We start from the raw sequence: 22,743 nt of genomic DNA on the forward strand, positions 1-22,743 counted from the left end.
TCAATGGGGCTTGCCGGCATTCCGTTACTGTCAAACTTGTTTGTTGTTCATTCGGCGAGCTCGGTGAGCGACAAGCGTGCCAAGTTTCCTGATCGGCCCCGAATCCCGGACCAAGGCGGTTGTTTGCCATTGGACTGAATCGATTCAGGGGGTGCCGCGAGACCCGGATACCGCCCCGGCGAGATCGCTCGTGATTCGGCGGACGACCCGGGCAAGGCTGTCGCGGATCTCGGGCGAGAGGCCGGCGCCATCTTCGAGGCGGGCAGGCTCGATGCCGTGAACGATGAGGGTGTCCGGGAGTTCGTCCAGCGAGCGGGCGAGTTCGACGGCCTCGGCGAGGCCGATGCCGTGGGAGGAGTAGCGGGCGCCGCGCGGCAGCGGCTCGCGGGCGTCCAGCCGGTGGAGGGTGCCGGGCGCAGCGCCGGTGACGATGGCATCGACGAGGATCACCGGGTCGTGGCCCTGCCACAGCTCCATCAGTTCGGCGGGCTCGCCGTGGCTTTTCGCGGTGGCGAGACCCGGGGTATCGGCCAGTGCATCCACCACGGCGTGGCCGATGCCGTCGTCGCCGCGCCAGGGGTTGCCGATGCCGATGACCAGCGCCTCTTTGTCGGTCATTGGCATGTCGGGAGCGGCAGCGGATGCCTCTTGCGGGTGTTCAGGTGCTACGGGGGTGTTTCTTGCCGCCTTGAGAGTTTCTTCGCGGTGTTCGTCGCTCAGGTCCGATCGCCGCCCGTCTGCCTCGGAAGCCGCAGGCAGCCGTTTTTCCCGTGGGGTCTGTCCGGATGGTCGTGCCACGGGGCGCTCCCAGTCGATACCTGGCGGTGACTAACGCGGCGCGCCCTCGCTTTTCCGGGCAGCAGCGGTCGTTTCCAGCCGCTCCGCCAGCCAGATCTTGATGATGGATTGACGGGTGACGCCCAATCGGCTGGCTTCTCGGTCCAGGGACTCGATCATCCAGTCCGGGAAGTCCACGTTTACCCGCCGCTGTTTGCGCAGCGGTCGTTGGGCCCCGGACAGATCCAGGGCATCGGTCATCTCTTCTCCGCTGTCAAAGCGCTCGTCAAATGTCTTCGCTTTCATACAGCGCTACCTCTTCTTTGCGCGACCTGCGTACCGAAATGATACGGACGCAGGCCTCTCGGTGAGTGACAACGGCGGTCCAGTGCCTCCTTTCAATGCGACCGATCACCAGAAAGCGGGGTTCGTCCTCCGTGCGGCCGGGGATCTCCAGCAGATCGGGGTCACGCCAGAGGGCCTGGGCGGTCACGAAGTCGATGCCATGTTTCTCCAGATTCGATCGACTCTTCCGTTCGTCGAACTCGAATGACTTCATGGTGTAGAAATTATACCAGAATGGTGGTTTTTGCTCTCGTAGAGGCAAGCGTTCCTTCGCGCAGGGCCTTACTGGCGGTCGACGGTGAGGTCGAGGAAGTGGGTGGCGCAGGAGATGCAGGGGTCGTAGTTGCGGATGGCGACCTCGCAGTGGTGGCGCAGTTCGTCGTCCGGCAGGTCGAGGTGGCTCTGCACCAGTTCGCGCAGGTCGGCCTCGATGGTGGGCTGGTTGACCGAGGTGGGCGGGACGATCCTGGCGTCGGTGATGATGCCCGCGTCGTCGATGCGGTAGCGGTGGTAGCAGATGCCGCGCGGGGCCTCGGTGGCGCCGAAGCCGGTGCCGGCGCGCGGGGTGACCGGCAGCGCGGGTTCGGCCGGTGCGGCCCGGTAGCCGTCGACCAGGCGCAGGGCCTCCTCGAAGGCGAGCACGATCTCGATCATGCGCACCTGGATGCTGCGGAACGGGTTGCGGCAGGCGGCGCCCAGCCCGGCGCGCTCGGCCAGTTCGGCGGCGCGCGGGGTGAGGCGTTCACGGTTCAGTGCGAAGCGCGCCAGCGGACCCATGAACACCGGTTCGCCGCTGTCGGAGCGGTGGCTGTGCAGGGCGTTGGAGTGGGCCACGTGCTCCTCGGTGAAGACGTCATCGTACTCGCGGATGGCGGCGTCCAGGCCGCTGCCGGAGCCGAGGCGGCCGTGGGTGATGGGGTATTCGTCCGGGTGCACCAGCGACACGAACTCGTAGTCGCGTTCCAGGTTCGGGTAGTCGAGGGTGGCGAGGAATTCGGCCACCTCGCAGGACGCCTCCAGGCCCCAGGCCAGCTCCTCGCGCAGGCCGGCGACCTCGTCGGGCGTCGGCGTGCGGTAGAAGCCGCCGACCCGCAGGTTGACCGGGTGGATCTCGCGCCCGCCCAGCAGGCGCAGGATGGAGTTGCCGATCTTCTTGATGCGCAGGCCGTTGCGCACCATGTCCGGGTGGTCCTTCGCGGCGGTGACCGCGTCGGGATAGCCGAGGAAGTCCGGCAGGTGGAGCATGAACACGTGCAGCGCGTGGCTCTCGATCCATTCGCCGCAGTAGGCCAGCCGGCGCAGGTCCTGCAGCACGCCATCCACGGTTACCCCGCAGACGTCCTCCATCGCCAGCGAGGCGCCCAGCTGGTAGGCGATCGGGCAGATGCCGCAGATGCGCGCGGTGATGTCCGGGGCCTCGCGGAAGTCGCGCCCGCGCAGGAAGCCCTCGAAGAAGCGCGGGGCCTCGAAGATCGACAGCTTCACCTCCTCCACGCGGTCGCCCTCGGTGCGCACGTACATCGCGCCCTCGCCCTCCACGCGCGCGAGGTAGTCGACTTCGATGGTGCGGGTCTCGCTCATGGTCCGTTTCCTGATTCTTCGCGCTCGCTCTCCTCGCGGAAGGCGTCGGCGCCGGCATTGAAGGTGCGGTAGAAGCGCACGCGGGTGGCGCGCTCCATGCCGAGGGCCTCCAGCTGCCCGGACAGGCCGGGCGCGTTGGGCGTCTCCTTGGGGCCGAAGCAGCCGTAGCAGCCGCGGTGGCAGCCGGGGCACAGCGCGCCGCAGCCGGCGTGGGTGACCGGACCCAGGCAAGGCGTGCCGTGGGCGACCATCACGCAGACCTGTCCCGCCCGCTTGCACTCCTCGCAGACGCTGGCGCTGGAGACCTGCGGGCGGCGGCCGTAGAGGAAGGCGCTGATGACCTCCAGCAGCTGGTACTTGTCGATCGGGCAGCCGCGCAGCTCGAAGTCCACCGGCACGTGCTGGCTGATCGCATCCGAGGTGGCCAGGGTCGAGATGTACTCCGGGTGGGCGTAGACCTGGCGGGTAAACTCTTCGACGTCGGCAAAGTTGCGCAGGGCCTGGATGCCGCCGGTGGTGGCACAGGCGCCGATGGTCACCAGGAACTTCGATGCGCGGCGGATCTCGCGGATCTCTTCGGCCGCCTCCGGCGTAGTGATCGAGCCCTCCACCAGCGTCAGGTCCCAGGGCCCGTCGATGCGGGTGCGGGTGGCCTCGGGGAAGTGCGCGATCTGGATCCGGTCGGTCACCGCCAGCAGCTCGTCCTCGCAGTCCAGCAGCGAGAGCTGACAGCCGTCGCAGGAGGCGAACTTGAACACCGCGAGGGTAGGCTTTTCCCGACTCATAGCTCGCGTATCCGGAAGGCCGGTTCCATTACCGGGTAGGGAAACACGGGGCCGTCGCGGCAGACGAACTGCGCCCCGATCTGGCAGTGCCCGCAGAAACCCAGCGCGCAGCGCATGTTGCGCTCCATGGAGACAAAGATGTCTTCCGGCTTGACACCGCGGCGCTCCAGCGACGACGCGGCGAAGCGCATCATCACCTCCGGGCCGCAGACCATCGCCAGCGTGTTGCGCCGGTCGAAGCCGCCGCGGTCGATCAGCTGGGTGACCACGCCGACATCGCCGCGCCACGCGGCCGTGCCGCGGTCCACGGTGATGCGCAGGTCGAGATCGTCGCGCGCGCCCCAGGCCTCCAGCTCGTCACGAAAGATCATGTCACCGGGCGAGCGCGCGCCGTAACAGATCACCACATGACCAAAGTCGTCGCGCCGTTCCAGCGCCGCATGGATCACCGGCCGCAGCGGGGCCAGGCCGATGCCGCCGGCGACCAGCACCAGATCGCGGCCATGGGCCTGCTCCACCGGCCAGGCGGTACCGAACGGCCCGCGCAGGCCGACCACCGCGCCGGGTCCCAGATCCTGCATCGTGCGGGTCACGCTGCCCACCGCGCGGGTGGTATGCACGATGCCTCCATCGTCGGTGATCGCGGACACCGAGATCGGCACCTCGCCCACGCCGAACAGGTAGAGCATGTTGAACTGCCCGGGCGCTGGCGGCTGCCCCGGTTCGACCCCCGGCTCCGGGTACAGTGTCCAGCTGAACACCTCGTTGCTGGCGACGTCCGGGCGCATCGAATGGATGCGCCAGGGCTGTGGCGCCATCGCCTGTTCCGGCAGGGCGCTGTCGGCGCGGGGCTGCAGGGTTTCAGGTGCCATGCCCGGGCCCTCCGTGACTGTAGATGTCCAGCGCCTGCAGCCGCGCGGCCTGCAGCCGCTGCACGATCAGTGCGGAGAAATGTTTCATCAGCATGTAGCCGAACGCCGGGTCGGCCTCCATATGTTCACGCAGCACTCCGGCATCGAAGTGCAGGGTTTGCAGATCGGTGATCGCCCGGGCGTCGTAACTGGCGCGATACGGCGGTAGCAGCCACGACCAGCCGAGGATGTCGCCGGGCCCCAGGGTCTGGAAGGTCACGCAGCCTTCGCGCAGCGGGCTCTCCAGCGCGACCTGGCCCTCTCGGATCAGCCAGAAGGTCTCCGTCGGCTCGTGGTCGCGCATCAGCCGCGTGTCCGCCGGGTAGCTGAGCTTCGCGGCGCAGGCCGCCAGCAGGCGCCGGTGTTCCGGCTCCATGTCGGCAAAGAACGGCTGGTCTTCGAGGATCGCCAGCAGCTCGTTCATGCCCGGCCCTCCGGGTCGCGGCGCACCGCCGTCACCTCCTCGGTGATGTCGATGCCCACCGGGCACCAGGTGATGCAGCGCCCGCAGCCGACACAGCCGGAGGTGTCGAACTGATCGTGCCAGGTCGCGAGCTTGTGGGTGATCCACTGGCGGTAGCGTGCGGCTACCGAGTCGCGGTGGGCGCCGCCGACCAGATGCGAATGTTCCTGGTTGAAGCAGGAATCCCAGCGCCGCACGCGCTCGGTGCGCTGGCCCTCCAGATCGGGCACCTCCTCGACCTGCGAGCAGAAGCAGGTGGGGCAGACCAGGGTGCAGTTGGAGCAGGACAGGCAGCGCTCGGCCGTCTCCTCCCAGCGCGGGTGTTCGAAGGCCCGGTTCAGCACCTCGCGGGCGTCGCCGGGCATCTGCCGGCCCATCTTTTCCGGGGCCTCGGCCCATACGCGTTCGGCGGCGGCCTGCTCGGCGTCCGTGCCCGGGCGCGGCTCCAGCCGCTCGAGCATCGCGCGCCCGGCCTCGCTCCCGGCCTCGGCGACCAGGAAATGCTGCGTGGCATCGATTACCTCGGTCAGGGCCAGGTCGAAGCCCTCGCGGGCGCGCGGTCCGGTATCCATCGAGGCACAGAAGCAGGTGCCGCCGGGCTCCGCGCAGTGGGCCGCGACCATGAACACGTCCCGGCGCCGCGCTGCATAGCCGCGATCCTGCACCGCCTGTCCGAGGAATACCCGGTCCTGCACGCCGATCGCCGCCAGCTCGCAGGCACGCATGCCGATGAACGCGCGCGGCGGGGCGTCGGATTCGCCCGGCTCGGTGGTAAAGCTGCCGTCCGCCTGGCGGGTCAGCCGGAACAGGGTCTCCTGCGGGGGGAACAGGTACTTCTTCCAGGAATGCGGGCCGACCACGTAGCCGAACAGGGCGCCGTCTCCGCGCTCGCGCAGGCGGTAGTGGCCGGGGGCGTGCTCGTCGGTCCAGCCCGCCGGCAGGTCGTCGAGACCGTGCACCCGGTCGTAGACGATCGCGCCGTCGCGCCGTGTTGGACCCACCACCTCGTAGCCATCAGAGGCCAGCAGGCGGATCAGCGTATCCACGGCCTGGGGTGTGATCACTTCCACGGGGTGCTCCCGTTCCCGATGGGATGGTTTCCATATTGCGCCAGAATCCCCTGCGGGGCCAACCCCCGGCAGCCCCGACGCGCATCCGGGGCCCCGGTCGTGCGAAGCTGTAGGTCCTCAGTCAGGGCCCGACCCGGGCCAGCCACCGGAGGAAATGGATGAAGGTCGCCGTATTCAGTGCCCAGCAACACGATCAGGAGCATCTGGTGCCGATGCTGCGCGAGGCCGGCATGGAGCCGGTACTGGACGAGCGCCGCCTGACCCCGGAGACGGTGGGTGACGCGGCCGGTGCGGATGCGGTCTGCGCCTTCACCAACGACGACCTGTGTGCGGCCACCCTGGACGGGCTGCAACGTCACGGCATCCACGTGGTGACCCTGCGCTGCTCGGGCCACAACAACCTGGATGACGAACATGCACGCCGCATCGGCATGCGCGTGGCCCGGGTCCCGGCGTACTCGCCGAATGCCATCGCCGAGCACGCGGTGGCGCTGCTGATGACCCTGAACCGCCACACCCACTTCGCCTGGAAGCGCACCCGGCGCGGCGATTTCCGGCTGAACAACCTGGTCGGCTTCGACGTCGCGCAGCGCAGCGTCGGCGTGGTCGGTACCGGCAAGATCGGCGCGGCCTTCGCCCGCATCATGCTTGGCTTCGGGGCTCGCGTTCGCGCGATGGACCCGTACCCGGATTCGGAACTGCAGGCCGCCGGCGTCACCTACACCGACCTCGACGAACTGCTGGCGACCTCCGATGTGGTCTGCCTGATGTGCCCGCTGACGCGCGACAACCACCACATGATCAACGCCGAAACGCTGGCGCGCATGCCGCGCGGGGCCATCCTCATCAACACCGCGCGCGGGGCGCTGGTGGACACCGATGCGGTGGAGGCCGCGCTGGATTCGGGCCAGCTCGGGGCAGCGGGTCTGGATGTCTACGAAGACGAAGGCCCGGTGTTCTTCCGCGACTGGACCGGCACCCCGGACGGTGTCCCCGATGCCCGGCTGGTCCGCCTGACCCGCCGCGACAACGTCCTGGTCACCGGCCATCAGGCGTTTCTCACCCACGAAGGACTGACCGGCATCGCCGAGACCACCGTGCACAACCTGCAGGTGCTGGCGCGCGACCCAGAGGGCCACGAGGAACTGCCGGGCCGGCTGGTGTGATGACGGGCCTGGCGCTCGATCGAGGCGCTTGATTTTCCCTGCCCGGCACCATATATGTCCTGAACGGAGGCCATTCGGGCAGGGAGGACAGAAGATGAGCGAGGTCGACGGTGCAAGGGTCATCGAGAACACCTGGATCACCCTGAGCGACGGCTGCCGTCTGGCCGCCCGCATCTGGCTGCCGGAGGACGCCGAGCACAACCCGGTGCCGGCGATCCTCGAGTACATCCCCTACCGCAAGAACGACCACAAGGCCCTGCGTGATGCGGAGGTGCACGGGTTCTTCGCCGCGCACGGCTACGCCGGGGTGCGCGTGGATCTGCGCGGCAGCGGCGACTCGGAGGGCGTGCTGCGCGACGAATACCTGCAGCAGGAACTCGACGATGGCCTCGAGGTGATCCGCTGGATCGCGCAGCAGCCGTGGTGTTCCGGCAGGGTCGGCCTGTTCGGGCTGTCCTGGGGCGGCTTCAACGGGCTTCAGCTGGCGGCCCTGCAGCCGCCGGAACTGGGGGCGGTGATCTCGGTTTGTTCGTCGGATGACCGCTATGCCGACGACGTGCACTACATGGGCGGCTGTCTGCTGACCGACAACCTTTCCTGGGCGTCGACCATGTTCGGCTTCAACTCCTGCCCGCCGGACCCGCGGGTGGTCGGCGAGGATCGCTGGCGCGACATGTGGCGCGAGCGGCTGGAGGGGTCCGGCCTGTGGATCCGCAACTGGCTGGAGCACCAGCGCCGCGACGACTACTGGAAGCACGCTTCGGTCTGCGAGGACTACAGCGCCATTCAGGTCCCGGTGATGGCGGTCAGCGGCTGGGCGGACGGCTACTCCAACACGGTGTTCCGCCTGCTCGAGCACCTGCAGGTACCGCGCGCCGGGCTGGTGGGGCCCTGGGGCCACAAGTATCCGCACATGGGCGGGCCGGGGCCGACCATCGACTTCCTCGGCGAATGCGTGCGCTGGTGGGACCACTGGCTCAAGGGCATCGACCGCGGCGTGGACGCCGATCCGATGGCTCGGCTGTGGCTGCACGACGCGCGCAGCCCGCTTGTCCCGGAGATCACCGGTGAGTGGATCGCCGAGCAGCGCTGGCCCAGCCCCAACATCCACTACCACGAATTCGGTCTGGCCCGGGGGCGCCTGGTCGCCGGCGGCGAACGCACCGATGAAGCGGAAACCCTGACCATCCGCAGCCCGCTGAGCGTGGGGCTGTTCGCCGGCAAGTGGTGTTCCTACGCCGAGACCACCGACCTGCCTTCGGACCAGCGCCTGGAAGACGGCGGCGCACTGGTGTTCGAGACCGATCCGCTGGACGAAGACTTCGACCTGCTGGGCGATACCGAACTGGAACTGGAAATCGAGGCTGATCGTCCGGTGGCCCAGGTCGCCGCGCGCCTGTCCGATGTGGACCCGGAGGACCGGGCCACGCGCGTCACCTTCGGCATCCGCAATCTGACGCATCGCGACGGGCACGAGGACCCGCAGCCGCTGGAGCCCGGTCGGCGCTACCGTGTCCGGTTCCGGCTGAACGAGGTGGCCCAGCGGTTTCGCCGCGGTCATCGGATTCGCCTGTCAATCTCCAGTTCCTACTGGCCGCTGGCGTGGCCGGCACCGGAACCCGCACGTCTGACGCTGCATCTGGAGGGTTGCTGCCTGCATCTGCCGGAACGCCGGGTCGACGCCGACACCCCCGTCCCGCGGGATCTCGGCGAGCCGCGGCATGCCCCCACCCCGGGGCATACTCTGCTGGCCCCGGCCCACCGGGAATGGAAGACCGAGCACAACCTGGCGACCAACGAGGTCGTCCTGAACGTGATCAACAACGACCCCGTGCTGCAGCTGCATGACAATGACCTGACCTTTGGCCGGGAGGTGCACGAACGCTACAGCTACCGCAGCGAGTCCTACGACACCGTGCGCGGCGAGGTGGTGCAGACCCGGCATTTCCGGCGTGATGACTGGTCGGTGCGCACGGTGACCCGCACCGTGCTCACCTCTACCCCCGACACCTTCCGGATCCGCGCCACCCTGGACGCCTACGAGGGTGATGTACGCATCTACGCGCAAAGCTGGGACGAGAGCATCCCGCGCGACCTGGTGTAACCCGACAACATACCGGGAAACCGGGGGGGGAGAGCATGAGCGAAAAGAAGCACGTTTTTGTCGTTGGCATGGATGCCTTCAACCAGGCCAAGCTGGAGCGCCTGCCCCAGGCGGCCGAGTGCGAGTTCCACTCGGCCCTGGATTTCAGCGACATCCGCAACGTCGAGTCCTTCTACATGGAGGCGCTGATCGAACGTGCGGCCGGCAACATCGAGGCGGCCGGCGTGCCGGTGGATGCCATCGTCAGCTTCTACGACTTCCCCGGCACCGTGATGGTCCCGTTGCTGGCCGAGCGCTTCGGCGTGCCCGGCCCCTCGCTGGAGGCCGTGCTCAAGTGCGAGCACAAGTACTGGAGCCGGCTCGAGCAGCGCAAGGTGATCCCCGACCATATCCCGCGCTTTCGGGCCTTCGACCCGCATGACGAGAATGCGTGGTCGAAACTCGACATGCTGCCGCCGTTCTGGATCAAGCCGATCAAGTCGTTCCGTTCGTTCCTCGCCTTCCAGATCAACGACGAGCGACAGTTCCGGTCGGTCATGCAGATCTGCCGCGAGAAGGGAGGTTTCATCGGCGGGCCGTTCGCCTGGCTGATGCAGCGTTCCGGCGCGCCTCCGGAGATCGCCGAGATGCCCGAGAGCTTCGTGGCTGAATCACCCATCGGCGGCTGGCAGTGCACCCTCGAGGGATACAGCTACAACGGGCAGGTGAATGTCTACGGTGTGGTCGATTCGGTGACCGAGCAGGACGGCTCCTCGTTCTCGCGCTACGAATACCCGTCCTCGCTGCCGCTGGAGATCCAGCACCGCATGATGGATCTCGCGCGGCTGGCGGTGCAGCAAACCGGCCTGGACAACTCGCCGTTCAACGCCGAGTTCTACTACGACCAGACCGGCGACCAGGTGTGGCTGCTGGAGATCAACCCGCGGATCTCCCAGGCTCATTCGGACATCTTCGAGAAGGTGCACGGCATCTCGCACCATTCCGTGATGGTGGACCTGGCGCTGGGACGCAAGCCGCGGCCGATGGAGCGTAACGGCGAGTTCAACGTGGCCGCCCATTTCATGTTCCGCACCCATGAAGCCGGCCGCGTGCGGCGTATCCCCAGCCCCGAGGCCATCACCCGGCTGAAGACCCGCCAGCCCGGCACCGAGGTCAAGATCCCGGTGAAGCCGGGTCAGCACCTCAAGGACCTGCAGGGCCAGGACATGTACAGCTTCGAGATCGCCAACGTGTTCATCGGCGGCCGCGACCGGGCGGATCTGCTGGACAAGTACGACGAGGCCCTGTCGGTTCTGCAGTTCGACATCGAGAAGGACACCGAGGCGGTCATCACCTCATCGTCGGGCCGGATCGGCGAGAGGGCTCGCCTCCTGCCGGTTGACGCCTCCCCGGGCCGGATCGGCGAGAGGGCTCGCCTCCTGCCGGTTGACGCCTCCCCGGGCCGGATCGGCGAGGGGGCTCGCCTCCTGCCGGTTGATGCCTCCCCGGGCCGGATCGGCGAGGGGGCTCGTCTCCTTCCGCGGTTGATGCCTGACCCGTAGGAGGCCGGCCCTCCGGCCGATCGGCGTCACGGGTTGCCAGCCGGCGCTGGCTCTCGCGCGGCCCGAACCTCCGTACGGGCCAGCAAAAAAGGCCCGGTCCCCCGAAGGGGCCGGGCCCTGCAAGGCCGGGTTGGCGGGCCGCGGACTGGGTCGCGGCCGCCGGACCGGTCAGCCTTCGTTGTGGTAGCGGGTCACGCGCTGCACGTCGTTCTTCGCGCCCAGCACCACCGGCACGCGCTGATGGATGTCCTTCGGCGGGACCTCCATGATGCGCTGGCGCCCGGTGGTGGAGGCACCGCCGGCCTGCTCGACGATGTAGCTCATCGGGTTGGCCTCGTACATCAGGCGCAGCTTGCCTTCCTGGCCCTTGGCGGTGGTCTTGGAGTCCAGCGGATACATGAAGACACCGCCGCGCGACAGGATGCGGTGCACCTCGGCCACCATGGAGGCGACCCAGCGCATGTTGTAGTCCTTGCCCAGCGCGCCTTCCTTGCCGGCCAGGCACTCGTCGACATAGCGCTTGATCGGGGCTTCCCAGAAACGCATGTTCGACATGTTGATGGCGAACTCCTGGGTGTCCTCGGGGATGTGGATCTTTTCCTTGGTCAGCAGGAACTCGCCGAAATCCTTGTCCAGGGTAAACATGTTCACGCCCTGGCCGGTGGTCAGCACCATCATGGTGGACGGGCCGTACAGGCAGTAGCCGGCGGCCACCTGGGTGGTGCCGGGCTGCAGGAAGTCCTCGGTCTTCGGGTTCTCGACACCCTCCGGTGCCTTCAGGATGGAGAAGATGGTGCCGACGGAGACGTTCACGTCGATGTTGGAGGAGCCGTCCAGCGGGTCGAACAGCACCAGGTAGTGGCCGCGCGGGGCGTCCTTGGGCAGCTCGAGGATCTCGTCCAGCTCCTCGGACGCCAGACCGGCGACATGACCGTTGTGCGACAGCGCCTCGATGAACACCTCGTTGGTGATGATGTCCAGCTTTTTCTGGGTCTCGCCCTGCACGTTCTCCGAACCGGCGGAGCCGAGGACGCCGACCAGGTCGCCCTTGTCGACCAGTGCCGAGATCTTCTTGCACGCGGTGGCGATGTCGTTGAGCAGGCCGGTGAACTCGCCGGTGGCGCCCTGGATCCCGCGCTGGGTTTCGATGATGTAGTTGGTCAGTGTCGTGCCGATATGCATATTGCCGATCCTGATGGTTGTGAGTCCGTGCGACATCGGGGCACTCTTGGGGGCAGGCGGTTGCGCACGCTGCTGGCGCGAACCGCGCCGTCCGGCCCGTGTCCTAACCGGCACAGTGTAGCAAAAGCGGGCGCGGGGGCCGATTCCGGGGCCACGAGGCCCGATGAGCAGGGACATCCAGGGAGAGACACATGCCGCAGAACGCACTGTACGCCCAGTCCGGCGGGGTCACCGCCGTCATCAACGCCAGTGCCTGGGGGGTGATCGAGGCCGTGCGCGGTCATCCGGCGCATTTCGGGCGGATCTACGCCGCGCGCGACGGGATCCTGGGCGCGCTGCGCGAGGAGCTGATCGATCTCGACCACGAGGACCCGCTGACCCTGCAGGCGCTGAAGCACACCCCCGGCGGTGCCTTCGGTTCCTGCCGCTTCGATCTGGGCGATCCGGACACCCACCCCGAGCAGTACGAACGCCTGGTGGAGGTCTTTCGCGCCCACGATATCGGCTATTTCTTCTACAACGGCGGTGGTGGTTCCATGGATACCGCCCTCAAGGTCGCGAAGATGGGTGACCGCATGGGCTATCCGATCACCGCGGTGGGCGTGCCCAAGACCATCGACAACGACCTCGCCATCACCGATTCCAGTCCGGGTTTCGGTTCGGCGGCCAAGTTCATCGCCACCACCGTGCGCGAGGCCAGCCTGGATGTGGAGTCCATGCACACCAGCTCGACCAAGGTTTTCATCCTCGAGGTGATGGGGCGGCATGCCGGCTGGCTGGCGGCCGCCGCCGCGCTGGCCCAGGAGTTCGACGGCCAGCCGCCGATGCTGATCCTGTTCGCCGAGACGCCGTTCGACGAGGCGGATTTCCTGGATCACCTCAACCGCACCATCGAGCGCCACGGCTACTGCGTGGTCGTGGTCTCCGAGGGCCTGAAGAACCCCGACGGCAGCCTGTTCTCGGTGGCGCAGAGCCACGACGTGTACGCCTACACGCAGCTGGGCGGCGCCGCGCCGCGGCTGTCCGAGCTGATCCGCGAAAAGACCGGGCACAAGCTGCACTGGGCGGTGGTGGACTACATCCAGCGGGCCGCGCGGCACATCGCGTCGAAGGTGGACGTCGACCAGGCCTATGCCTGCGGGCGGGCCGCGGTGGAGGGCGTGGTGGCCGGCGAGCACAGCTTCATGCCCATCATCCGGCGCGATTCCACCCAGCCCTATCGCTGGAGCATCGGGCGTACCTCGCTGGAGAGCGTGGCCGACATCGAGCAGGGCATGCCGCGCGAATACATCACCCCCGACGGCTACGGGATCACGCAGGAGGCGCGCGACTACCTGCGCCCGCTGATCCAGGGCGAGGACCAGCCGCCGTTCGAGCGCGGACTGCCCGCCTATCCGCGCATCCGCGGCGAACTGCTGCCGAAACGCTGTCCGCCGTTCGACGTGGATCACGACTGAGCCTGGCGGATCGTTCGCGGGGCTTGGCGCGCCCCGTAACGAGCGTAAGATAGGAAGCACGTTTCCCCATCCGAGCCTTCGAGGAGGCCGTCCATGTCGATTCCGAGCGTCTCGCGTTTGCGTCGTACCCCGTCCGTATCCGGCATGCTGGCCGGTTGTTGTGCCCTCGGCCTGGCCCTGCTGCCGGCCACCTCCGTGCTGGCCGAAACGGCCGAGCGCGCGCAGGGGGCATCCGCAAGCGGCGATGACACCGGGCAGATGGTGGGTACCCGCGCCCTGATCGATCAGGCGCAGGCGGAGGACACCCGGGCGCAACTGCTGGAACGTCTGGAAGAGGCGCCCGTACAGGAGCAGCTGATCGCCATGGGCGTGGATCCGGAACAGGCCCGCGAGCGCGTCGCCCGGCTGACCGACGAGGAGCTGGCGGAGCTGGAAGCGCGCATGGACTCCGAACCGGTGGGGGCCGCCGGCGCCCTGGGCGTGGTCGCCATCGTGTTCCTGGTGTTCGTGATCACCGACGCCCTAGGCGTGACCGACATCTTCTCCTTCGTCCAGCCGCCGCGCGACCGGTAGTCACCGCGTGATCCTCCGGGGACTCGCGGCGCTGCTGCTGGCGGCGTTGCTGGCCGGCTGTGCGACCGCGCCGCAGAGCCGCGACCTGGCGGGTGCGCCCGGGGCCCTGCCGGATCTGCCGCCGCGCGTCGAGCTGACCGACACCCCGTTCCACCCGCAGGAGGGGTACCAGTGCGGCCCGGCCGCGCTGGCCACGGTGCTCGAGGGGCGCGGTCTGGACGTGTCGCTGGAAGGGCTGATCGACGAGGTCTACATCCCCGTCCGCGAGGGCACGCTGCAGGCCGAGATGCGTGCGGCGGTGCGTGCGCGCGATCTGGTGGCGTATCGCCTGGAGCCGGATCTGGAAGCGGTCCTGCGCGAGGTCGCGGCCGGTCATCCGGTGGTGGTGTTCCAGAACCTCGGGCTCGCGATGTTCCCGGAATGGCATTTCGCGGTGGTCATCGGCTACGACCTCGACGCCGGCGAAATCATCCTGCGCAGCGGCACCCACGAGCGTCACGTGAACGAGTTCGCCCGCTTCGAGCGGACCTGGGCGCGCGGCGAGCGCTGGGCCTTCATCCCGGTGGCGCCGGACGAGCTGCCGGCCACCGCGGAGCCGCTGAACTGGCTGCGCGCGGTCAACGAGCTGGAGGTCATCGGCGCACTGGAGAGCGCGGCCACGGGTTACCGCACGGCGATCGACCAATGGCCCGATCAGCCGGTGGGCTATGTCGGTCTGGCGAACGTTGCGATGGCGCAGGATGATCCCGAGTCGGCCGAGTCTGCGCTGCGCGAGCTGATCGAGCGTGACTCCGGCGTGGACGCGGCCTGGAACAACCTCGCCCATGTCCTGCTGGCGCGTGACTGCACGGAACCCGCCCGCGCGGCGGCCGCCTGTGCGGTGGCGCTGACCGGGGGCGAAGACGAATCCCCGTCTGCCCCGACCCTGCGGACGCTGGAGCGGGCGGCCCCGTCCGGCGGGCCATGCGACCCCGTCCCGGACTGCCCGGCCGATTCGCGCGCCGACTGAGACGGGCACGCGGTTCGGTGCGGCGTCAGTCCTCGAACAGGGCCTCCACCCGCGCGTGGATGTGCTGGTCGGCGTCCGGGCCGATGTGCGTGGTCTCCGGATCGTGGCGGTCGCAGAACGCCCAGGCGAATTTCAGGTCCTTGATCCCCAGCGAGCCGAACAGCCGCGCCTCGGCCGAATGGTCGGTGGCTTCCGGGGTCACGGTCGGCCAGCCGTCCTCGCCCGGGGTCAGCGCGGGGCCGAAGAAGATCGCCCCCGGCAGGTTCTTGATCCGCAGGGCGCAGGTGCCTTCGGTGACGCCGCCCATCGGCAGGAAGTCGATGGTGCGCGACAGGCGCTGCTTGCGGTTGAACGGGGTATCCACGGTGCCGCCGGCGGCGCGGATCGCGGGTGCCTCGGCCTCGTAGGCCAGCACCTCCAGTCCGGCCTCGCGCCAGGCGTCGAGGTCGCGGGCGCCGCGGTGGCTGGGCAGGAACAGCCAGCCTGGCTCGGTGAGTGCGCGCAGCTCCTGCAGCAGGGCATCCGAAAACGGCGGGGCGTTCACCAGGATCCCGCCCATTTCGCGGTCGTCGATCAGCCAGACCGCCGGCTCGTCATCGCCGACGCGGTGGATGTTGCGTTCGCGCAGTTCGACCAGCGCCGGGCCGATCGTTCCGGGGGAAGCGGACATGCGGGCGTCTCCGGGTTCCTCTGGGGTGTAGCCGGGAAGATTGCGGGCTTGCGGCCCCGTGCGCAATTTGGGCGGGAATCCGGCGGGGGATCGTCGGATCGTCGGGCCGCCGGGTTACTGCTCCCGCGGGGAGGAGTCGTCGCGCGGTTCCAGCTGCGCCATCTCGCTTTCGATCCAGTCCTCGGCCTGCGCCAGCACCTCGGCGGCCGAACGGCCCTGCGTCTCGATCGGCGGCCCCACCGAGACCTCGATGGTCCCGGGATGGCGCAGGATCCCGCGCCGCGGCCAGTATGTACCGGAGTTCAGCGCCACCGGCAGCACCGGGTAGCCGCCGCGCGCGGCCAGCTGCGCGCCGCCCTGACGATAACGGCCCTTTTCCCCGGGATTCACGCGCGTGCCCTCGGGGAACACGATCACCCACAGCCCCTGGTCCAGGCGCTTCTTGCCTTCCCGCAGCAGGCCCTCCAGCGCCTGGCGAACGGCACCGCGGTCGATCGGTACCGGGTTGAGCATGGCCAGGGTCCAGCCGAACAGCGGGATGCGCATCAGCTCGCGCTTGAGCACCCAGGTCTGGCGCGGGAAGATCGACACGAACGCGAGCGTCTCCCACGCCGACTGGTGCTTGGACATCACCACGTGGGGGCGCGAGGTGTCCACGTGTTCCAGGCCGCGTACCCGGTAGTGCACCCCGCAGGTGACCCGCAGCCACCAGATGTTGAAGCGGCCCCACTGGGTCAGGATGCGGTAGCGGCGTTCATGGGACAGCGGCCAGATCAGCAACGGTACGATCAGGCCGTAGATCAGCGAAGAGCTGATCAGCCCGACGTGAAACAGCAGTGAGCGCAGATACAGCATGCTTGCCTGCCCTCAGCCGGTGGCCAGCCGCCCGATGTCGGCCACGGTCTCGAAGGCCTGGCGCAGCTCGCGCAGCAGGGCGAGGCGGTTGCGCCGTTCGGCCGGGTCCTCGGCCATCACCATCACCCCGTCGAAGAAGCGGTCCACGCGCTCGCGCAGCCCGGCGAGTTCGCCCAGCGCCAGCACGTAGTCGCCGTCGGCCACCGCGGCATCCACCGCCGGACGCACCGCCAGCAGACCCTGGTGCAGCTGGCGTTCCTCGTCGGCCACCAGAGCGTCGGGCTCGAGCGTGCCGGCGGCCTCGTCGCCGGCCTTGCGCAGCAGGTTGTGGATACGCTTGTTGGCCGCGGCCAGGGCCTCGGCCTCCGGGCGTTCGCGGAACTGCGACACCGCGCGCACCCGCCGGGCGAAATCCAGCGGCTGGTCGGGGGCGACCGCGCCCACGGCCTCGATGGTCTCGTGGGCGTGGCCCTGTTCCAGCAGGTAGCCGCGCAGGCGCTCGACGATGTACTCGCGCACCGGCTCGACCGCCTGGTCGGCCTCGGCCACGCGTTCGCGGATCGGCTCGGCGGCTCCCGCGAGCAGCGGGGTCAGGGCCAGCGGGAGCTCGCGTTCCACCAGGATGCGCACCAGCCCCAGCGCGGCCCGGCGCAGGGCGAACGGGTCCTTGGTGCCGCTGGGCTGCTTGCCGATGGCGAAGATCCCGACCAGGGTGTCGAGGCGGTCGGCCAGCGCGAGGGCCTGGGCCAGCGGACCGTCCGGCAGCTCGGAGCCCGACTGGCGCGGCCAGTAGTGCTGCTCGATCGCATCGGCGACCGCCTCGTCCTCGCGGTCGTGCAGCGCGTAGTAGCGCCCCATGGTGCCCTGCAGTTCGGTGAATTCGAACACCATCCGGGTCAGCAGGTCGCATTTGCACAGCCGCGCGGCGCGGGCGGCCTGGCCGGCATCCAGTCCCATCGGATCCGCCAGACCCTGCATCAGCGTCTCCAGGCGATGCGACTTGTCGCGCAGCGTGCCCAGGCGCTTCTCGAACACCACCGAGCCGAGTTCGTCGAGGCGTTCTTCCAGGCGGTGCTTGCGGTCCTGCTCCCAGAAGAATTCGGCATCCGCGAAGCGCGGGCGCAGCACGCGCTCGTTGCCGTCGCGCACTGCCTCGGGATCGCGCGACTCGATGTTGCTGATCACGATGAAATGGGGCTGCAGGCGGCCGGCCTCGTCCACCACCGGGAAGTATTTCTGGTTGTCCTGCATGGTGGAGATCAGCGCCTCCTGCGGGACCTCGAGGAAACGCCGGTCGAAGCTGCCGCCCAGGGCCACCGGCCACTCCACCAGCGCGGTGACCTCGTCCAGCATGTCCGGGTCGACCAGCGCGCGCCCGCCCAGCTCGCGGGCGGTCGCGTGGACCTGCTCCAGGATGCGTTCGCGACGGGACTCGAACGAGGGCTCCACGCGGCCTTCGGCGCGCAGCCTTTCGGCGTAGTCCGTGGGGCTGGCGAGCTCCAGCGGGGCCGGGTGGTGGAAGCGGTGGCCACGCGTGTGGCGGCCGGCCCCCTGTTCCAGCACCGTCATCGGCAGGACGTCGGGTCCGTGCAGTACCACCAGCCAGTGCACCGGGCGGACGAATTCCGTGGTGCTCTCGCCCCAGCGCATGCGCTTGGGCGTGGGCAGGTGTTCCAGGGCTCCGGCCAGCATCTCCGGCAGCAGTCCGCCGAGGGCCTGCCCCGGCTGCATGCGGCGGAAGATCAGGTATTCGCCCTTGCCGGTGTTCTCGCGCTCGAGCTGGTCCACCTCCACCCCGCAGGAGGAGGCGAAGCCCTGCGCCGCGCGGGTCGGCTGGCCCTGGTCGTCGAAGGCGGCGGCCACGGCCGGGCCGCGGCGTTCCTGCAGCTGGTCGGGCTGGCGGCCGGGTACCGCGGGGAAGCGCACGGCCAGGCGCCGGGGTGTGGCGAAGGCCTCGGGCTCGCCGGGTTCCAGCCCGGCCTCGCGCAGGCGGGTGGTCAGGCCCTCGGCGAAGGCGTCGCGCAGGCGTGCCAGCGCGGCCGGCGGCAGTTCTTCGGTGCCGAGTTCGATCAGAAGTTCGCGGGCTTCGTCCATGTTCGGTCCAGTCGGGTTCCGGTGGGCCCGCGCGCCCGTTCGGGGCGGCGGCGGGCACGGGTTCGGGGTATGCCCCGGTGTCGGGTGGCGTCAGGCGGCGTCGGACTTGCCGGTGTCGCCCGGGGCGCACAGTGGAAAGCCCAGCGCCTCGCGCGATTCATAGTATTTCTGCGCGACGTTCCTGGAGAGCTCGCGCACGCGCAGGATGTAGCGCTGGCGCTCGGTGACCGAGATCGCCCCGCGCGCATCCAGCAGGTTGAAGCTGTGCGAGGCGCGCAGCATCTGCTCGTAGGCCGGCAGCGGCAGGCCCAGCTCGATCATGCGGTCGCTCTCCGCCGCATGGTGGTCGAACGCGGCGAACAGGGCATCGCGGTCGGCGTGCTCGAAGTTGTACTTCGACTGTTCCACCTCGTTCTGGTGGTAGACGTCGCCGTAGGTGACCGCGCGCCCGTCCGGGCCGACGGTCCAGACCAGGTCGTAGACGCTCTCCACGCCCTGCAGGTACATCGCCAGACGCTCCAGCCCGTAGGTGATCTCGCCGGAGACGGGGTGGCAGTCGATCCCGCCCACCTGCTGGAAGTAGGTGAACTGGGTCACCTCCATGCCGTTCAGCCAGACCTCCCAGCCCAGCCCCCAGGCGCCCAGCGTCGGCGATTCCCAGTTGTCCTCGACGAAACGGACGTCGTGGGTCAGCGTGTCGAAGCCCAGCGCCTCCAGCGAGCCGAGATACAGGTCCTGGATGTCGGCCGGGGAGGGCTTCAGCAGCACCTGGAACTGATAGTAGTGCTGCAGGCGATTGGGATTGTCGCCGTAGCGGCCGTCGGTCGGGCGCCGGCTGGGCTGCACGTAGGCGGCGCGCCAGGGTTCCGGCCCGATCGAGCGCAGGAAGGTCGCCGGGTGGAAGGTCCCGGCGCCCATCTCCATGTCGTAGGGCTGCATCACCACGCAGCCGTGGTCGTTCCAGTAATCCTGCAGTCGACGGATCAGGTCCTGGAAGGTGGGACTCGCGGTCTCGGTTCGGTCGCTTGCGTTCGCCATGGCTGGGGGTCCGGAGCGGATCAGGGGCGGCAGTATATCGGCCCGTGCCGGGGTGCGGCCACCGCCCGGCCCGGCTGCGGTGGCCGGAGGTCGCGGCGAGGTCCATAATGCCCCGAATCGAGGCATCTCCGGGGGGCACGATGGCCGCGGATCACCAGCAGCAGCCGGACAGGGCGCCCGCCGAACCGCCCGACCCGCTCGAGTCGGGCACCGACGACCGGCGCTACCGCGACACGCGCCGGGTCACGCTCACCGGCGCCGCGGTGAACTCCGGGCTGGCCGTGACCCAGCTGCTCAGCGGCTGGCTGCTCAACTCCCAGGCCCTGATCGCCGATGGCGTGCATACCGTCTCCGACCTGGTCACCGATGCCGTGGTCCTGGTCGCGGCAGGGCATGCCGCCGCTTCCCCCGATCGGGATCACCCCTACGGCCACGGCCGCATCGAGACGCTCGCGACGGTGGTCGTGGGCCTGTTCCTCGCGCTGGCGGGGCTGGCCATCGCCTGGGGCGCCGGCGGACGCCTGCTGGAGCTGGACGATGCCACGGGGCCGGCACCGCTGGCGGTCGCCTTCGCCGTGGTGACCCTGGTGGCCAAGGAGGGTCTGTACCAGTACACCCGTCGGGTCGCGCGCCGGCTGGGCTCGCGCATGCTGGAGGCAAACGCCTGGCATCACCGCACCGACGCGATCTCTTCGGTAATCGTGCTGCTGGGGGTGGCCGGCGCGGTCGCCGGCTGGCCGTGGCTGGACGCGCTGGCGGCGCTGCTGGTGGCCCTGTTCATCCTGCATGTCGCCGGCCGCCTGATCCGCCGCAGCGTGGCCGAGCTGATCGACACCGCGCTGGAACCGGAAAAGGTCGAGCGCATCCACCGCACCATCCTGGACGTGCCTGGCGTAAAGGATGCCCACATGCTGCGCACCCGCCGCTCCGGCGACGACGCGGTGGCCGACGTGCACGTGCAGGTCGCGCCGATGATTTCGGTGTCCGAGGGGCACCGCATCGCCGATGCCGTGCATCGCGCGGTGACCGAGGATGCGGGCGAGGTCAGCGACATCACCGTGCACGTGGATCCGGAGAACGACGAGGAGCAGGCGGCCAGCTCGCGGCTGCCCCTGCGCCCCGAACTGGTGGCCGGCCTGCGCGAGGCCTGGGCCGGCTTCCCCGAGCTGGAGGCCCTGGAGCACCTTTCCCTGCATTATCTCGGCGGGCGGGTGCATGCCACCGTCACTCTGCGGCTGGATCCCGCGCGGACGGGAGCCGCCCTGCAGGAGCGCGCCGATCTGCTGACCCGGCAGCTGCGGGAACACCCCGTTCTGGGGCCGGTACTGGGACAGGTGACCGTGCTCTATCGGCCTTGCACCGAATGAGGGCGCATGCCGCGCGGTGGCACTATAATGGTGCATCATGTGCACTGCGGGTGTGCGGCATTCGGCCGTGGTGGCGCAGAGATGGGCGCAGGGGCGCCCCGAACCGGGGCTTGCAGGCTGGCACGCCACCTGCATGACCAACCGGCAGACGCCGATCGGCCCCAAGCGACCGCACCGGCATCGACCGTCTCAAACTGAAGACCAGAGGAGTCCTCATTATGTCCGCAGCCGAAGTGCTGAAGCAGATCAAGGAACAGGAAGTCCGTTTCGTTGACCTTCGTTTTACCGATTCCAAGGGCAAGGAACAGCATGTCACCCTGCCGGCCCACGACCTCGACGAAGATTCCTTCGAAGAAGGCAAGATGTTCGACGGCTCTTCCATCTCCGGATGGAAGGGCATCAACGAATCCGACATGATCCTGATGCCGGATCCGGAGTCCGCGGCCATCGACCCGTTCTTCGAGGACATGACCATGAACATCCGCTGCGATGTCGTGGAACCGGCCACCATGCAGGGCTACGACCGCTGCCCGCGCTCGCTGGCGCGTCGCGCCGAGGCCTATCTGCAGAGCACCGGCATTGCCGACACCGCGCTGTTCGGTCCGGAGAACGAGTTCTTCGTGTTCGACGACGTGAAGTGGGGCTCCGACCTCTCCGGTTCCTATTGCCGCGTGGATTCCCAGGAGGCCTCCTGGAACTCCGAGCGCGTGTATGACGACGGCAACATTGGCCATCGTCCGGGCGTGAAGGGTGGCTACTTCCCGGTCCCGCCGGTCGACAGCCTGCACGACATCCGCTCCACCATGTGTGAAGTGATGACCGAGATGGGGCTGACCACCGAGGTGCATCACCACGAGGTGGCGACGGCCGGCCAGTGCGAGATCGGCGTCGGCGCGGCGACCCTGACCAAGAAGTCCGACGAAGTGCAGATGCTCAAGTACGTGGTGCAGAACGTTGCCCACATGCACGGCAAGACCGCCACCTTCATGCCCAAGCCGATCGTCGGCGACAACGGCTCCGGCATGCACGTGCACCAGTCGCTGTCGAAGGATGGCAAGAACCTGTTCTCCGGTGACCTGTACGGCGGACTGTCCGAGACCGCGCTGTACTACATCGGCGGCATCATCAAGCATGCCCGCGCGCTGAACGCCTTCACCAACCCGTCCACCAACAGCTACAAGCGCCTGGTGCCGGGTTTCGAGGCGCCGGTGATGCTGGCCTACTCCGCGCGCAACCGCTCGGCGTCCATCCGCATCCCGTTCGTGATGAGCCCGAAGGCCCGCCGCATCGAGCTGCGCTTCCCGGACTCCACCGCCAACCCGTATCTGGCGTTCGCCGCGATGCTGATGGCCGGCATCGACGGGATCCAGAACAAGATCCACCCGGGCGAGGCGATGGACAAGAACCTCTACGACCTGCCGCCGGAAGAAGAGAAGGGCATCCCGCAGGTCGCCCATTCGCTGGATCAGGCCCTGGAGGCGCTGGACGCCGACCGCGCGTTCCTGACCCAGGGCGGGGTGTTCACCGACGACATGATCGATGCCTACATCGATCTGAAGATGGAAGACGTCACGCGCATGCGCATGACCACCCATCCGATCGAGTTCGACATGTACTACAGCCTGTAAGCCCCGCGGGCTTTCCGGCCGTCATCGGGCCCCGGCGTTCGCGCCGGGGCCTTTTTTTGGTTCCGCTCCGGGCGAACCTGCGCGGCCTGCGCGGAGAGCGCGCACAAAAAAGGGCCGCCCGAAGGCG

The 22,743-nt window shown here is 68.6% G+C and carries 21 protein-coding genes; 8 read left to right on the top strand and 13 right to left on the bottom strand.

Annotation, left to right across the window (positions count from 1 at the left end; genetic code table 11):
- Nucleotides 1-144: 144 nt before the first annotated feature.
- The 8 genes from F620_RS0102970 to F620_RS0103005 all read right to left on the bottom strand — a co-directional run bounded on the left by F620_RS0102970 (nucleotide 145) and on the right by F620_RS0103005 (nucleotide 5,932).
- On the bottom strand, nucleotides 145-618 hold the full coding sequence (locus tag F620_RS0102970) for a hydrogenase maturation protease (RefSeq protein WP_019022608.1): 474 nt from the start codon (nucleotides 616-618) through the stop codon (nucleotides 145-147).
- A gap of 210 nt (nucleotides 619-828) precedes the next feature.
- Complete coding sequence (gene brnA, locus F620_RS0102975) at nucleotides 829-1,038, bottom strand: type II toxin-antitoxin system BrnA family antitoxin (RefSeq protein ID WP_019022609.1); 210 nt, start codon at nucleotides 1,036-1,038, stop codon at nucleotides 829-831.
- A 25-nt stretch (nucleotides 1,039-1,063) separates the two neighbouring features.
- The gene (locus F620_RS0102980) at nucleotides 1,064-1,336 is read right to left on the bottom strand and encodes a BrnT family toxin (RefSeq protein WP_018878197.1); all 273 of its coding nucleotides are present in this window, start codon (nucleotides 1,334-1,336) and stop codon (nucleotides 1,064-1,066) included.
- Nucleotides 1,337-1,404: 68 nt separating this feature from the next.
- Nucleotides 1,405-2,703 (bottom strand): Ni/Fe hydrogenase subunit alpha, encoded by a 1,299-nt coding sequence (locus tag F620_RS0102985; RefSeq protein WP_019569394.1) that lies wholly within the window; start codon nucleotides 2,701-2,703, stop codon nucleotides 1,405-1,407.
- Complete coding sequence (locus F620_RS0102990; protein ID WP_019569395.1) at nucleotides 2,700-3,488, bottom strand: oxidoreductase; 789 nt, start codon at nucleotides 3,486-3,488, stop codon at nucleotides 2,700-2,702. Before F620_RS0102990 ends, F620_RS0102985 begins: the two co-directional genes overlap by 4 nt.
- Complete coding sequence (locus F620_RS0102995) at nucleotides 3,485-4,360, bottom strand: FAD/NAD(P)-binding protein (RefSeq protein ID WP_019569396.1); 876 nt, start codon at nucleotides 4,358-4,360, stop codon at nucleotides 3,485-3,487. The genes F620_RS0102990 and F620_RS0102995 overlap by 4 nt, the downstream gene beginning before the upstream one ends.
- Nucleotides 4,350-4,823, bottom strand: a complete 474-nt coding sequence (locus F620_RS0103000; protein WP_019569397.1) for a cyclic nucleotide-binding domain-containing protein — start codon at nucleotides 4,821-4,823, stop codon at nucleotides 4,350-4,352. The genes F620_RS0102995 and F620_RS0103000 overlap by 11 nt, the downstream gene beginning before the upstream one ends.
- The gene (locus tag F620_RS0103005; protein ID WP_019569398.1) at nucleotides 4,820-5,932 is read right to left on the bottom strand and encodes a sulfite reductase subunit A; all 1,113 of its coding nucleotides are present in this window, start codon (nucleotides 5,930-5,932) and stop codon (nucleotides 4,820-4,822) included. The genes F620_RS0103000 and F620_RS0103005 overlap by 4 nt, the downstream gene beginning before the upstream one ends.
- Before the next feature lie 158 nt (nucleotides 5,933-6,090).
- On the opposite strand from F620_RS0103005, the gene F620_RS0103010 reads away from it, so the two are divergent.
- The 3 genes from F620_RS0103010 (at nucleotide 6,091) to F620_RS14180 (ending at nucleotide 10,743) form a co-directional block, all read left to right on the top strand.
- Entirely contained in the window at nucleotides 6,091-7,098 is a 1,008-nt protein-coding gene (locus F620_RS0103010; protein ID WP_019569399.1) for a 2-hydroxyacid dehydrogenase, read from the top strand.
- Between the two features lie 94 nt (nucleotides 7,099-7,192).
- Entirely contained in the window at nucleotides 7,193-9,202 is a 2,010-nt protein-coding gene (locus F620_RS0103015) for a CocE/NonD family hydrolase (RefSeq protein ID WP_019569400.1), read from the top strand.
- A gap of 35 nt (nucleotides 9,203-9,237) precedes the next feature.
- Nucleotides 9,238-10,743, top strand: a complete 1,506-nt coding sequence (locus F620_RS14180; RefSeq protein WP_231373860.1) for an acetyl-CoA carboxylase biotin carboxylase subunit family protein — start codon at nucleotides 9,238-9,240, stop codon at nucleotides 10,741-10,743.
- A gap of 168 nt (nucleotides 10,744-10,911) precedes the next feature.
- On the opposite strand, the gene F620_RS0103025 is transcribed toward F620_RS14180, so the two are convergent.
- Nucleotides 10,912-11,925 (bottom strand): class 1 fructose-bisphosphatase, encoded by a 1,014-nt coding sequence (locus F620_RS0103025; protein WP_019569402.1) that lies wholly within the window; start codon nucleotides 11,923-11,925, stop codon nucleotides 10,912-10,914.
- 191 nt (nucleotides 11,926-12,116) lie between these two features.
- Here F620_RS0103025 and F620_RS0103030 point away from each other — a divergent pair, with 191 nt between their 5' ends.
- The 3 genes from F620_RS0103030 (at nucleotide 12,117) to F620_RS0103040 (ending at nucleotide 14,964) form a co-directional block, all read left to right on the top strand.
- On the top strand, nucleotides 12,117-13,382 hold the full coding sequence (locus tag F620_RS0103030; RefSeq protein WP_018868796.1) for a 6-phosphofructokinase: 1,266 nt from the start codon (nucleotides 12,117-12,119) through the stop codon (nucleotides 13,380-13,382).
- Between the two features lie 93 nt (nucleotides 13,383-13,475).
- Complete coding sequence (locus F620_RS0103035) at nucleotides 13,476-13,955, top strand: PA2779 family protein (RefSeq protein ID WP_019022619.1); 480 nt, start codon at nucleotides 13,476-13,478, stop codon at nucleotides 13,953-13,955.
- A 7-nt stretch (nucleotides 13,956-13,962) separates the two neighbouring features.
- Entirely contained in the window at nucleotides 13,963-14,964 is a 1,002-nt protein-coding gene (locus F620_RS0103040) for a PA2778 family cysteine peptidase (RefSeq protein ID WP_019569404.1), read from the top strand.
- 25 nt (nucleotides 14,965-14,989) lie between these two features.
- Here F620_RS0103040 and F620_RS0103045 read toward each other — a convergent pair whose 3' ends face one another.
- The 4 genes from F620_RS0103045 to glyQ all read right to left on the bottom strand — a co-directional run bounded on the left by F620_RS0103045 (nucleotide 14,990) and on the right by glyQ (nucleotide 19,621).
- Nucleotides 14,990-15,634 carry a hypothetical protein gene (locus F620_RS0103045; protein WP_019569405.1) on the bottom strand — a complete coding sequence of 215 codons (645 nt, stop codon included), beginning with the start codon at nucleotides 15,632-15,634 and terminating at the stop codon, nucleotides 14,990-14,992.
- Nucleotides 15,635-15,748: 114 nt separating this feature from the next.
- Complete coding sequence (locus F620_RS0103050; RefSeq protein ID WP_019569406.1) at nucleotides 15,749-16,489, bottom strand: 1-acyl-sn-glycerol-3-phosphate acyltransferase; 741 nt, start codon at nucleotides 16,487-16,489, stop codon at nucleotides 15,749-15,751.
- Between the two features lie 12 nt (nucleotides 16,490-16,501).
- Nucleotides 16,502-18,583, bottom strand: a complete 2,082-nt coding sequence (glyS, locus tag F620_RS0103055; protein WP_019569407.1) for a glycine--tRNA ligase subunit beta — start codon at nucleotides 18,581-18,583, stop codon at nucleotides 16,502-16,504.
- A 90-nt stretch (nucleotides 18,584-18,673) separates the two neighbouring features.
- Complete coding sequence (gene glyQ / locus F620_RS0103060) at nucleotides 18,674-19,621, bottom strand: glycine--tRNA ligase subunit alpha (protein ID WP_018936517.1); 948 nt, start codon at nucleotides 19,619-19,621, stop codon at nucleotides 18,674-18,676.
- A 140-nt stretch (nucleotides 19,622-19,761) separates the two neighbouring features.
- On the opposite strand from glyQ, the gene F620_RS0103065 reads away from it, so the two are divergent.
- Both F620_RS0103065 and glnA read left to right on the top strand, forming a co-directional pair.
- On the top strand, nucleotides 19,762-20,988 hold the full coding sequence (locus F620_RS0103065) for a cation diffusion facilitator family transporter (protein WP_019569408.1): 1,227 nt from the start codon (nucleotides 19,762-19,764) through the stop codon (nucleotides 20,986-20,988).
- A gap of 218 nt (nucleotides 20,989-21,206) precedes the next feature.
- On the top strand, nucleotides 21,207-22,616 hold the full coding sequence (glnA, locus tag F620_RS0103070) for a glutamate--ammonia ligase (RefSeq protein WP_019569409.1): 1,410 nt from the start codon (nucleotides 21,207-21,209) through the stop codon (nucleotides 22,614-22,616).
- Nucleotides 22,617-22,743 lie beyond the last annotated feature (127 nt).

The sequence above is a fragment of the Thioalkalivibrio sp. ALE11 genome, assembly GCF_000381205.1.
GTDB lineage: Bacteria > Pseudomonadota > Gammaproteobacteria > Ectothiorhodospirales > Ectothiorhodospiraceae > Thioalkalivibrio.